Origin of the sequence: Undibacterium sp. KW1 (genome assembly GCF_009937955.1) — a bacterium.
GTDB lineage: Bacteria > Pseudomonadota > Gammaproteobacteria > Burkholderiales > Burkholderiaceae_D > Undibacterium.
In genome coordinates this window covers 6,490,232-6,503,349 of record NZ_AP018439.1, presented here as the reverse complement: position 1 = coordinate 6,503,349, position 13,118 = coordinate 6,490,232, and the positions used below count along the sequence as shown (strand labels likewise).

General features: G+C 51.3%; 10 protein-coding genes. 9 read left to right on the top strand and 1 reads right to left on the bottom strand.

Annotation, left to right across the window (positions count from 1 at the left end; genetic code table 11):
- Positions 1-212: 212 nt before the first annotated feature.
- From UNDKW_RS29340 to UNDKW_RS29325, 4 genes are all read left to right on the top strand, one after another.
- Positions 213-1,616, top strand: coding sequence for an aspartate kinase (locus UNDKW_RS29340; protein ID WP_162061658.1), 1,404 nt, complete (start codon positions 213-215; stop codon positions 1,614-1,616).
- 497 nt (positions 1,617-2,113) lie between these two features.
- Positions 2,114-2,701, top strand: a complete 588-nt coding sequence (locus tag UNDKW_RS29335; protein ID WP_162061657.1) for a TetR/AcrR family transcriptional regulator — start codon at positions 2,114-2,116, stop codon at positions 2,699-2,701.
- A 235-nt stretch (positions 2,702-2,936) separates the two neighbouring features.
- A complete protein-coding gene (locus UNDKW_RS29330) occupies positions 2,937-4,001 on the top strand; it encodes an alkene reductase (protein WP_162061656.1) in 1,065 nt (354 codons plus the stop codon).
- 247 nt (positions 4,002-4,248) lie between these two features.
- Positions 4,249-5,412, top strand: coding sequence for a glycerophosphodiester phosphodiesterase (locus UNDKW_RS29325; RefSeq protein WP_162061655.1), 1,164 nt, complete (start codon positions 4,249-4,251; stop codon positions 5,410-5,412).
- A 66-nt stretch (positions 5,413-5,478) separates the two neighbouring features.
- Here the strand turns inward: UNDKW_RS29325 and UNDKW_RS29320 are convergent, their stop codons facing one another.
- Positions 5,479-6,285, bottom strand: a complete 807-nt coding sequence (locus UNDKW_RS29320; protein ID WP_197893236.1) for a dienelactone hydrolase family protein — start codon at positions 6,283-6,285, stop codon at positions 5,479-5,481.
- Positions 6,286-6,687: 402 nt separating this feature from the next.
- Between UNDKW_RS29320 and UNDKW_RS29315 the strand changes: the two genes are divergently transcribed.
- The 5 genes from UNDKW_RS29315 to UNDKW_RS29295 all read left to right on the top strand — a co-directional run bounded on the left by UNDKW_RS29315 (position 6,688) and on the right by UNDKW_RS29295 (position 13,025).
- Positions 6,688-8,187 (top strand): glycine betaine ABC transporter substrate-binding protein, encoded by a 1,500-nt coding sequence (locus tag UNDKW_RS29315; protein WP_162061653.1) that lies wholly within the window; start codon positions 6,688-6,690, stop codon positions 8,185-8,187.
- 319 nt (positions 8,188-8,506) lie between these two features.
- A complete protein-coding gene (locus UNDKW_RS29310; RefSeq protein ID WP_232063168.1) occupies positions 8,507-9,784 on the top strand; it encodes a TonB-dependent receptor in 1,278 nt (425 codons plus the stop codon).
- Between the two features lie 152 nt (positions 9,785-9,936).
- Entirely contained in the window at positions 9,937-11,295 is a 1,359-nt protein-coding gene (locus UNDKW_RS29305) for a sugar MFS transporter (RefSeq protein ID WP_162061651.1), read from the top strand.
- A gap of 180 nt (positions 11,296-11,475) precedes the next feature.
- Complete coding sequence (locus tag UNDKW_RS29300; protein ID WP_162061650.1) at positions 11,476-11,793, top strand: helix-turn-helix domain-containing protein; 318 nt, start codon at positions 11,476-11,478, stop codon at positions 11,791-11,793.
- Positions 11,790-13,025, top strand: coding sequence for a type II toxin-antitoxin system HipA family toxin (locus UNDKW_RS29295; protein WP_162061649.1), 1,236 nt, complete (start codon positions 11,790-11,792; stop codon positions 13,023-13,025). Before UNDKW_RS29300 ends, UNDKW_RS29295 begins: the two co-directional genes overlap by 4 nt.
- Positions 13,026-13,118 lie beyond the last annotated feature (93 nt).

The window sequence follows — 13,118 nt, the reverse complement described above, 5'->3', positions numbered from 1 at the left end:
TAATACGGGCGATGCTACAACTATAAAGACAATGCGCCAGATCAAATGGGGGAATACAGCAGTGTTTCGCCTCCTGTTTTTTCGCCGTAGATGGTGGCCGCGTTGACCTGCCCGGCTCACTGCATTACCCTTGTCGTTTCGATATACTTCATTTCGCATCCTGTCTGCGGGATGTCTGTGATCAACACGCTATCCCTGTCCTGGAAATTGCAATGAAAAAAATTGTCGTTAAATTTGGTGGCTCCAATCTGCGCCAGCCTGAAGATATCAACCGCGTTGTCAATGTCGTGCAAACTTATCAACAGCCACTGGTGCTGGTGGTATCTGCCTTTTATGGCATTACCAATGCCCTCATCGCCTGTGTGCAAGCCGCAAGAGAAGGCGCGGGCACCGCAGCTGCCCTGGCCGAAAGCCGGGATTACACACAAAACCTGCGTGTCCTGAAAAAGCAGATACTGGAAGCCAATATCAGTGATGCCACCAACCGCGCACGTATAGAAAAAGCCCTGTCAGTACGCCTTGATCAGCTCGACCGTTATCTGACCGGCATACACTGCATAGGTGATGTGCCCACCTTTGTCAATGATGCCATCCTCAGCTATGGTGAACGTCTGTCCAGCCTGTTGCTGACCGAAGTCTTGCTCAGCCATGGCATACGCGCACGCGAAGCCTTGCCAGAAGACATAGGTCTGGTCACCGATGGCGTATTTGGCAATGCCGCCTGTGATTTTGATGCGAGCGCCCCGACTGTCTCGAAAGCCTTGCAAGGCAATGAAGTCATCGTCGTGCCGGGCTTTTATGGAGTAGATCGTGATGGCAAGGCGACCCTGTTTGGCCGCGGCGGCTCAGATTACTCAGCAGCATCCATCGCCTGCTGCATAGGTGCAGAATCACTGGATGTATGGAAGGACGTGGATGGTTTCCTCAGCGCCGACCCTGGCACGGTGAGTGCACCGCATACGATTACGCAATTGAATTATCTGGAAGCAGCAGAGCTGTCTTACTTCGGCGCCAAGATCTTGCATCCGCGCACGGTAGAACCTTTGTTCGACCAGAATATTCCTATCCGTATCTTGAACATCACCCGTCCCAAGCGTGGTCTCTTGCCGTATACCATCATCAATGCACAACGCAAGGTGACACGTGATGTGGTGAAGAGTGTGACATCGACAGAAGACGTGGCAATACTGAAATTACACGGCCCTGGCGTGGGATTCAAACCTGGCATCCTGGCGCAGGTGACCAATACGCTGGATGCCAATGGCATCAATATCAAGAGCGTGCTTACGGCGCAGACAGCCATCAATATACTGGTATCACGCGACCATCTGGATGCGGCTTACGCTGCACTGGTGGAACATCACCTGGCCGGTGTGGTGGAAGTGTCACGCAACGCGGATGTGGCTATTGTCGCAGTGGTTGGTGACGGTGTGCTGGAGGCATCAGATGTAGGTGGCGCAATCGCCAGCCGTGCCCTGTCGGCAGCGATTGCGGCAGGCGTGCATGTCTGCCTCGCGGCTGCAGGTGCCAGCGAGGTGGCGGCGTATATGCTGGTACAGCAGGAGGACAGGAAGCTGGCTTTGCAGGCGATACATGCGGAGTTTTTTGGAGGATGACGGATTTGGGGGATTGCAGCTTTTGTTACGATAACTTCAGGTTTGATGCTTGCCAGCAAAAGATGTCTATGATGATCAACGGACGCCGCTGCGTTCCTGCCTACGCTCACCGCTGTCTGGAATAATTCTCTTTACTCGTTCGGAGCGTCAAGTACGTACAGCGTCTCGACGATTTTTCTACGTTGGAAACTTAATTCTGCAATTGAATAATTTTGCCAGCGATTATGCTTGAAGCTCCTTCCCCTTGAAAGGGAGGGAGATTACTCGTTATTGCTTGGTCAAGGAGATTATTCCTGACAATAGTGAGCCTACCAGTGCAGGCTGGAGCCTGGTTGCGTTTGTTGCCAACCAATCAAGCGATTCAATATACGCGGCCTATGACATCCACGTTCAAAACACTGACCAATCTTATTTACCTGCTCTCGTCCCTTTTCGACGCATTTTTCTGCAAAAAAATCACTAGACGACTGGTCTAATTTGTTTTAGAATTCAAAACTATGAACACTCCACGCACCGATGTCAGGCAACATATCCTCGATACAGCCAAGCCCATTATCCTGGGCAAGGGCTTTTCTGTGGTCGGCCTGAACGAGGTATTAAAGGCGGCGGCAGTACCCAAGGGCTCGTTTTATCATTATTTCAAGTCCAAGGAATTATTTGGCGAAGCCTTGCTGGAAGATTATTTTGCCGGCTACCTGGCAGCAGTTGATGTGGTTTTGAAAAACCCAGACATACCAGCAGCCAAACGCCTCATGCGTTACTGGCAGGGTTGGTTACCGGAGCGCCCGGGTGAGGGTGTGCAATGCCAGTGTCTGGCGACCAAACTCGGTGGCGAGGTGTCTGACTTGTCTGAAGCCATGCGCGTCACCTTGCAACGTGGCACGGACAGTATCATTGCCAGGCTGGCCGATTGCATGCGTGAAGGTATTATCGACGGTTCGCTACCTGCAGACCTGGATGCTGATGCATGTGCACTGACCCTGTACCAGATGTGGCTGGGTGCAGGCTTGCTGACCAAGATGCGGCGCGACATGAGTGCGCTGGAGAGTGCCATGTTAGCCACCCGCAAGATGCTCAAGCTGTAAAGTTTTGAGCTTGAAACAAGAAACATATTCCTCTTAGCAAACAATAGTAACGAAACATTTATTCTTATAAGTTTTTTCTAGACGACCAGTCTAATTTTTGTCTTGAAGTACCCTGGGTTGGCTACACATAGAGTTTTGGATTTGCTTACCCAATAAGTTTTACCCTAAGTTTGCCCATATGAGTTTTACCATCGATTTTTGCTGCCCCCAACACGCCCAATAAAGGAATTAAGAAATGTTATTCAATCCTCTGCAAACCGGTTCTGTATCCCTCGCTAACCGCATCCTGATGGCCCCGCTGACACGTGCACGTGCTGATGCTGGTCATATGCCCAACGCCCTGATGGCGGAATACTATAGTCAACGCGCCACCGCAGGCCTGATCGTGACTGAGTGCACGATGGTGGCTGAAAATACCTCCGCTTTTTATGCTGAACCAGGCATCTACAATGCAGAACAAATCGCTGCATGGAAAGTCGTGACTGACGCCGTGCACGCAAAGGGCGGCAAGATTTTCATGCAGATCTGGCACGCTGGCCGTGCTGCTGTTCCGGCATTCAACAATGGTGTTGAAAACGTCGGCCCCAGCGCTATCGCGATTGACAGCGAAGTGCATACACCAGACGGTAAAATCCCAAATGCAGTGCCACGCGAATTGCGTCTGGATGAAATTCCGGCGCTGGTTGCCGCTTATGCACAAGGCGCAAAAAATGCAATTGCTGCCGGCTTTGATGGTGTAGAAGTGCATGGTGCGAATGGCTACCTGATTGATCAGTTCCTGCGTGACAGTGCCAACAAGCGCACTGACAGCTATGGTGGCTCGATAGAAAACCGCGCGCGCTTTTTGTTTGAAGTATTGACTGCAGTCAGTGCTGCCATTGGCGCTGATAAAGTCGGCCTGCGCCTGTCCCCAATCAACAGCTATAACAGCATGAAGGACAGCGACCCACTGGCCCTGATTTCTTATCTGACGACACGTCTGAATGAATTCAACCTGGCATATTTGCACCTGATGCGTTCTGACTTCTTCCAGGCACAGACTGGTGATGTAATGACCGTTGCACGCGCCAACTACAAAGGTGTGTTGATCGGCAATATGGGTTACAACGTTGAAGAAGCAGCGCAAGCGATCAGTAATTCCACACTGGATGCGGTAGCTTTTGGTACCAGCTTCCTGGCTAACCCTGACCTGCCTGCACGTATCAAGCAGGGCGCGGCCTTGAATGCACCTGACGCAGCGACTTTCTATACACCAGGTGCAAAAGGCTATACGGATTATCCTAGCCTGCCAGCTGCATGATGCGCTACATGTAATACAGCTCAAGTAATGCAGATCAAGTAATACCGTGAAAGGCCGGCCATGATGGTCGGCCTTTTCATTTTCTTTTAAAAAAACAGAGGTGCAACAGTTTGTAATAAATTTCCTCAAGTCATCATCTGGTAACTCTCAAGCCTTACATTCCTGCCAACGCCAACATAATGGCAGCGAAACATATCTGACCAATTATATTGGCCTCATTTTCTAATGCATATTGAGGAATACTTTGATGAGCAATTTATCTAAAAACTCTGCGCATTTGCTGTGCGCAGTATTTGCGAGCTTGAGTCTGAGCGCCTGTGGTGGCAATAGCAGCGAGCCTGTTGATTTTCAAAATCCAGGTCTGTCATGGCCACCATTGCCGACAGTCACCGGCCACCGTGGTGCATCTGCACTGCGCCCTGAACATACGCTGGCTTCTTATCAAAGAGCGATAGATGACGGTGCAGATATTGTTGAGCCTGACCTGGTTGCCACCAAGGATGGTGTCTTGGTCGCGCGTCATGAGAATGAAATTTCCGGCACAACCAATGTATCAACACTGCCGCAATTTGCTGCCCGCAAAACTACCAAGACCATCGATGGTATACCTGTCACTGGCTGGTTCACGGAAGATTTTACGCTGGCGGAACTGAAGACCATACGCGCCAAGGAACGCATACCGGCGAATCGTCCAGCCAACACGGCTTTTGATGGTCAGTTTGAAATACCGACGCTGCAAGAAGTCATCGACCTGGTCAAGCAACAGGCCAAAGAAAAAAACCGCGTCATCGGTATCTATCCTGAAACCAAGCATCCTACCTATTTCAAATCTATAGGCTTGCCGCTGGAAAAACGTCTGGTTGATGTACTGGTCGCGAATGGCTATAAGGGAAAAAATGCAGCGGTCTTCATTCAGTCTTTTGAAGTGGCGAACCTGAAAGAATTGCGTGGCATGACAGACATGCGTCTGGTGCAACTGGTTGATAATCCGCTCAACCCGCCTGTCAATGGCGTACCACGCAATGCACCGTATGACTTCATCGCTGCTGGCAGCAACCGTACTTATGCTGACCTGGTCAAACCTGCTGGCTTGAAAGAAATCGCGCAATATGCAGATGCCGTATCACCTTACAAGGAAGTCATCATCCCGCGTGATGCGAAGAATGAACTGGGCGCGGCGACCAGCTTTGTTGCTGATGCGCATGCCGCTGGCTTGAAAGTGCATACCTGGACATTGCGCCCGGAGAATCCTTTCCTGCCACCCAGCATGCGTCTGGGTGATGCTGCCTCATTGACACAGCGTGGTGATTCCATCGCTGAGATCACGGCTTATTTGAAAGCCGGCATCGATGGCTTCTTCACAGATGATCCAGCCGTTGGCCGTGCTGCGGTGACCGCGTTCAAGAAGTAAACTCCTTTAAAGTGATAATGCCAATGCCTGGATATTGATCCAGGCATTTTTTTTGCACATTCTTTCTTAGGCTTGCTTCAAGCGATGGGCAAAGAAAGTCAGTATTTCATCCCGCGCAGCGATGGTTGGCTGACCTGTCTCATCGATCAGGTGTGCGGTCACCACGCTATGCGGTGTTGTTACGTAACGTTTAAAAAAAGGCGCAGTATCCTGATTGGCAGCGCTGTCAGGCAACACCTTGCTGATGAAGCGCTCACCCAGGGCTTCTGAAAATGCCGCAAAGCGCTGGGCACGGCAAAATGCATCGCCGGCAAAACGGTAAGCCATGACAGTCAGGTCTTCTGTCTCCAGACGCTGGCGTACAGCCTGCAGGTCAGCAGCTTCTATACCAGTGCCTGCCGGGTCATCCATAGGCAAGGATGGCTGCGATACCACTGGTGCAAGCACGGCGGGTTCCAGCATCATCGATAAAGCAAAATTACCGGTAAAGCACATACCTATCGCCCCCACACCAGGACCACCAGATTCTTCATGTGCAAGTCTTGCCAGCGCCCTCAGCCATAGCGTGACAGGGCTGGAACCTTTGCCTGCAAAGGCGCGGAACTCTGCACTGACGCAGGCTTTCTGAAATACAGCCGCTCCCTCTTCTGCTGATACCACGACGCCATCTCGCCCGAACAAAGAGGGCATATACACCGTAAAACCAGCATCACGCACCCAGCGCGCAAAGCGTGCCACATGCGGGCTGATGCCGGGCATCTCTGTCATGACGATGACGGCAGGCCCAGATCCTGCAACATAGACACGCTTGCTGACTTCATTAAGCGTGATCTCGCGTGCGCTGAAGTCGCTGAGCGGGTCATCAGCATGCATGTCCTGTTTAGGACTAAATGTGATTTCCTGTATCGGTATTTGCGTAAATTCCACTTTCGACATAAGCACTCCTGATTTCAAACCACTGAATATCAAAACCTCTCACCACAGAGACACAGAGGACAAGCACAGAGAAATTCTTGTTATTGCACACTAATTGCAATGACAAAGAAAAATGACCTCCCGTAAAAGGCTTTTCTCCTGTCTTTCTCTGTGTCTCTGTGCCTCTGTGTTGAGAGGTCTTCTGATTAATAATCCCAAGCTAGAAGTGTAGGTCTGAGTCAGACACAGGAATAGCGGCAGTTCCGCCAGAATCAAGGCGGAATTGGACATTTGCAAACGGCATGTAGAATACGGTACCGTCAATCGCAGTTTCGATCACATTTAGCGGAGCACAAACCCATGCTGATCTGGTGCAGGCTGCAATACCTTTTGTCTTTAGCCTTGAAACTGTTATTACTAAGCAGTTTTGCAGTACAGGCACAAGCCGCCGATACACTCAAAGTTGGCTCCAAGCGCTTTACTGAATCCTATGTGCTGGGAGAAATCCTGACGCAAACTGCGGCAGCACATAATCCTGCCCTACATCAGCAAGGGCTGGGCAATACTGCCATTGTCTTCAATGCACTCAAGAATGGCAGCATTGATGTCTATCCCGAATATATGGGTACCATCAATACCGAGATACTCAAGCATGAAAACGCCATCAGCATGCAGGAGATGCAGACAGAACTGGCTAAACAGGGCCTGGGCGTATCAGTGCCTTTGGGCTTTAATAATACCTACGCATTGGCGATGCGGCCTGATGCTCCTGACATAAAATCACTGACTGATCTGGCGGCAAAAACTGATTTACGCTTTGGACTATCGCATGAATTTCTGGGCCGCGCCGATGGCTGGCCGGGTCTGGTCAAACGTTATCACTTGCCGCAACAAGCCAGTGGGCTGGATCATGGCATCGCTTATGAAGCACTGACTGCAAAACAGGTAGATGTCATTGATATTTATTCCACCGATGCCAAGATCAAACAACTGGGCTTGCGCGTGTTGGTGGATGATACAAATTACTTCCCGCGTTATGACGCCGTCTTGCTGTACAGACTGGATGTCCCCGCCCGCTTCCCGCAAGCCTGGGCAGCCATACAGAAACTGGAGAGCAAGATAGACAATGCGCAAATGATAGCGATGAATGCGGCGGTAGAAATTGATGGCCTGAGCTTTGCCCAGGCGGCACAGCAATTTGTGGCAAAGTCACCTGCAAATGTTGAGCGCGCAGGCTTCATGTCCAAACTGTTTGGTGCAGATTTCTTGAAACTGACCTGGCAACATCTGACGCTGGTATTGCTATCAGTTGCCCTAGCCTGCTTAGTGGGTATCCCGTTGGGCATCATCGCCGCCTTTGCCCCGCGCTTGCGTGAAGTCGTCATGGCGACTGTCGGCATTTTGCAAACTATCCCCTCACTGGCCTTGCTGGCGATGTTGATCCCTCTGCTGGGCAGGATAGGTTTTGTCCCCGCCCTGATCACCCTGTCGCTATATGCCTTGCTGCCCATCGTCCGCAATACCTGTGTAGGCCTGGTGCAAGTACCAGCCGGATTACGCCTCGCAGCGCAAGCCCTGGGCCTGTCATCGCGAGATCGCATATTGAATATAGACTTGCCTCTGGCCTTGCCGATGATACTGGCAGGCGTTAAAACCGCAGCAGTCATGAGCGTAGGTACGGCAACCATCGCCGCCTTCATCGGTGCCGGTGGTTACGGTGAACGCATCACCATAGGCCTGGCCTTGAATGATAATCAGATGCTGCTGGCAGGCGCCTTGCCAGCGGCGGCTTTGGCTTTGCTGACGCAGTGGGGATTTGATTTGCTGGAGAGGGTGGTCGTGAGGAAAAGGGATTGTTAAACATGCGGCGCGCGGTATGTGCTGTATGTCGGGCGAAGGTTCGTAGGTTGGGCTACGGGGTATCAGCCCAACACTGGGCGTTTAATAAACGTACACGTTATTCCCAGGCTGAGTGTTGGGCTGGTGAACCGTAGCCCAACCTACGATTTTACGGATATGTGACCACTTCCACAGTGAGCATAGCAAGGCGTTACATCTCAAACGTGATTGTGTACACAAAAGAACAATGCCTACCAGAAAGCAGCCCCCTTTGGTAATATGCATCCGGTTCGATCCAACCAAGCTCACGCTGCAAAATGCACGTGACTGGGTGCGCAAGATGGAAAGCAAAGAAAACTATGTACAGGGTGACCTGACATGGGACCTGACTGGCTCTTTCATCAAGGACATCAAGCTGGGCCTGAAATATCGTGACAACACCGTGCAAAATCACCGCACCATAGGCACGGTAGGCCCAGGCAGTACTGGCTGGCAGTCTTTCAGCCTGGCCGATTTATCCACTGGCCCATCACCACTGTTGAGCCAGGCTGCCGCAACCTCTGGCTCATTGACACAATATGCATGGGTCAATGACGCACTCGCTGCGAGCAAAGGTTTTGCCATGTATGACAAGGGCATGGTCTATAACGAAGCCAAGGGCGAATACTACAAAATACAAGAGAAAATTACGGCAGCTTATGTCAAGGCTGATTTTGCTGCAGACAAATGGCGTGGTGACTTTGGTGTGCGCCTGGTCAAGACTGAGCAGACATCTGAAGCCTATCAAGACCTGACCGGCAAAGGCAACCATGTCATCGGCAGCACGACACGCACTTACAACGATGTCTTGCCCAGCCTGAACGTCGTGTATGACTTGCGCAAAGACCTGATCATACGCGGTGCCATAGCCCGCGTCATGGCACGTAACACCTACAGTGACCTCAGCGCCAGTACTGAAGTTAGTGGCACCACCAATGCAGCCACCGCAGGTAATCCTTTGCTCAAGCCTTACCATGCTGACCAGGCAGAGATAGGTGCAGAATGGTATTTTGCTGATGCATCGATGTTGTCTGCAACATTGTTCACAAAACGCCTGGATACCTTCATCTACACCTCGACCGCACAAGAAAATGTAGGTGGCGTAACGCGCCCGGTAACACGTCCGCATAATGCCGACAATGGCGCGGTCATCAATGGACTGGAACTGCAATGGCAACAGGCTTTTGGCAATGGTTTTGGCGCCATCGTGAACTACACCTTCACCGACGCAAAAGCTGGCTCCATCGCTGGCGGACAAAAACTGAATGTCATCGGCAACTCACGCAATCAGTTGAATGCCAGCGGTTACTATGAGAAGAATGGCATCAGCTTCCGTCTGTCGTATAACTATCGTTCCAAATCCTACGGTGGCCTGGATGAAGGTGGACAGGATGTCACCAGCGCCTATGGTCAGTGGGATGCCACGGCCAACTGGGATATCACACCAAAGATCAGCCTGTTTGCGACAGCTGTCAACCTGACCAATTCTGTGATACGCACCAACACCACAGATGGCCTGCCAGTTGGCGTGTATGAAAACGGCGCACGTTACAGCGTAGGTGTCAGGGCCAAGTTCTGATCTGCACGATGATGGCCGGGAGTATCCAGGCCAGTAACACAAAGCCTCCCCTGATCAGTCTGTGGGGGAGGCTTTTTTTGCCCGATGTCCCGGCAAGGACGATGATAGTTCGTCAGCTCAAGTGACCATTTAAAATATGTCTGGAACACCTCATGAACAACAATGATCAAGCAACGGGATCAACAAAGGATGTGGTCGTTGCCATGTTCTTTATCAGCCTCTTGTTTTTTATCCTGGGCTTTGCCACTTGGCTCAATGGCTCGCTGATCCCATTTTTAAAAATAGTCTGCGACCTCAATAACTTCCAGGCGCTATGGGTGACATTTGCGTTTTATATCGCCTACACCGTCATGGCCCTGCCATCTGCCGCCATACTCAGCCGTACCGGCTACAAAAATGGCATGACACTGGGCCTGGGCATCATGGCAGTAGGGGCATTGCTGTTCATCCCCGCCGCAAAGACCAGCTACTACGCTTTCTTTTTACTGGCCCTGTTCACACTGGCCACCGGCATGACGCTCATGCAAACCGCCATCAATCCCTACATCGTTTGCATAGGTTCACGCGAGAGCGCCGCCATGCGCATCAGCATCATGGGCCTGTTCAACAAGGGCGCAGGCATCGTCGTGCCGCTGGTGTTTTCTGCACTGATCTTGTCCGGCATAGAAAAATATTCTGACACTGCACTGGCAGCACTTGATCATGCTGGCCGTCTGGCCTTGCGTTCTGAGCTGTCATCCCGTTTGGTCTATCCCTATGCCATCATGGCGGCTGGCTTGTTGGTGGTGATGCTTATCGTGCACTTTTCTTCACTGCCAGAATTGCGGGCAGAAGAAGAAAAGAACCAGCCCGAAGTCACCAGATGGGGCGTGCTGCAATACCCGCAACTGGTGCTGGGCGCATTGTCGCTGTTTGCCTATGTCGGCGTCGAAGTCATCGCCGGTGACACCATAGGCCTGTATGGCCGCAACCTCGGTGTGCACAACTACACCGTGCTGACCTCATACACCATGAGCTTCATGGTCATAGGCTACATCCTCGGTGCCACCACCATCCCCAAACTGATGACACAAAAAACTGCCCTGCTGTTCTCAGCAGTGAGCGGCCTGCTGTTCACCGTCGGCGTCGCCACCAGCTCCGCCACGGACACCGGCATTGCCCAGGCAATAGTCGGCTGGGCAGGCGTGCCAGTGGTACCAAATACCGTCATGTTCCTCGCCATGCTGGGCCTGGCCAACGCCCTGGTCTGGCCATCCATCTGGCCGCTGGCTCTGCAAGGCCTGGGCAAATACACCGCAGCCGGTTCCGCCCTGCTCATCATGGGCATCGCCGGCGGCGCACTGCTGCCCATGCTATACGGCAAATTCTCAGACGCAGGCAACTCCCAAACCGCCTACTGGGTCATGCTGCCTTGTTATCTGATGATTTTCTTTTATGCGGTGAAGGGGCATAAGTTGAGGAGCTGGGGAGCCGGTGAGGGGAGACTGGAGAGGGTGGATCAGGCAGGGTAAGTTAACTCTCCGAATCCCATGCTACAAATACCCTCATTCTTGTCATAACGAGGATGGGGGCTAATCAAAAAGCAACATTTTACAGGGCATTCTGCTCAAAAAATAAGCCTATATCAAGACCATAACCAGTATAATTCTATTGGAAAGTTAGATTATCTAACCTTAATCTATATAAAACCAATGGATTTCTCCTTACTCTTACCTGATGAGATTTGCCTCAATCTCGGCGAACGTGCACGCGAACGACGCTTGCTGTTGAACATCAGCGTAGAAGAATTGGCGCAACGCACAGGCATCTCTGCCCAAACTGTCAGCAGCTTTGAACGCACTGGCAAATGCACTCTGGCCAATTTTGTCCGCATACTTGAATCACTGAATGCCACGCCAGATTTGCAGACAGTTCTGGTGCCGCAAACCAATACCATAGAAGAGATGCGGGCAAAGTCTGCAGTGCAAGCCAGGCAGCGGGCGTATCGCAAACCGAAGAGCCCATCATGAAAGAGCTCAAGGTCAATTACAAGGCGCAAGGCGAGTCGCTTTGGCTGGGTACACTGGCCGATGATGGCCGCGATATCTTGTTCCAGTATTCGCCAGCAGCACTCGCAAGTGGCCTGGAACTATCTCCCATACGCTTGCCACTGCGGTCATCTGCCTACCCTGACAAACAGGCAGATTACCTGCCTATCATGCGCGTGCCAGGATTAATCTACGACTCCTTGCCCGACAGTTGGGGCTTGCAGTTGATGAGCCGCCGCATGAAAGCCAAAGGCATAGATACCGACACTGTCTCCGTGCTGGACATGCTCGCCTATCTTGGCGACAACACCATGGGAGCATTGACCTATGAACCCGGCAGCGAAACCCATCTGGCAGTCAGCGATCTTGCCCTGATCGATCTGGCGAAAGAGGTTCAGGCAATACTCACAGATGACAGCTATGAAGTATTGGACGAGCTTGCCAAGGCAGGTGGCTCACCCGGCGGTGCACGACCGAAGGCACTGGTTTACTACCAGCCTGCGACAGGGAAAATGAGCACTGAATACATGCCAGATGCAGAATCCTGGCTCATTAAATTTCCGGCAAAAGACGATGCCAGCGATAGCTGTGCACTGGAAGAACTGTATGCCCGGCTGGCGCGCAAATGCGGCCTCGGCATGGGTGAAACGCAATTCTTTGAATTACCAGACGGTATGACAGCATTCGGCACCAAACGTTTTGACCGCGATAATGAGCAACGCATCCACGTCCACTCACTGGCAGGCATGTTGCACGTTCATTTCCAGATACCCTCTTTAGGCTATAGCGAATTCATGCGAGCAACCCGCAGGCTGACTAGGGATGCGCGAGAATTAAAAAAAGCCTTACAACGTTGCGTTTTTAACGTATTGATGAACAACCGCGATGACCACGCAAAAAACCTGTCTTACCTGCTCAACAAAAACAATGAATGGGAACTCGCCCCATCCTATGATCTGACGTATTGCGCCGGTTATCGCGGTGAGCATTTCATGGATGTCGCTGGTGAAGGTAAATCACCAACGCGGGTACACATTTTGAAAGTGGCGCAAGACTGTGGAATGAAAGAAAAAGACGCGCAAAATATTATCGATGAGATGCTGGAGTTAATTACTGGTGTTGATTTCAAGAATGCGGCAAGGGATTTGCCTATCTCGAAAAAGACATTGGCGATGGTGGGCAAAGTCATTGAGGCGAATCGATCAAAATTCTAGATCTAAGTTCACACAAAATTCTCTAATTTGTTAGAACAATTAAAATAATCAACTACACCCAATATCACAAGAATATCATCTATATGAACATCA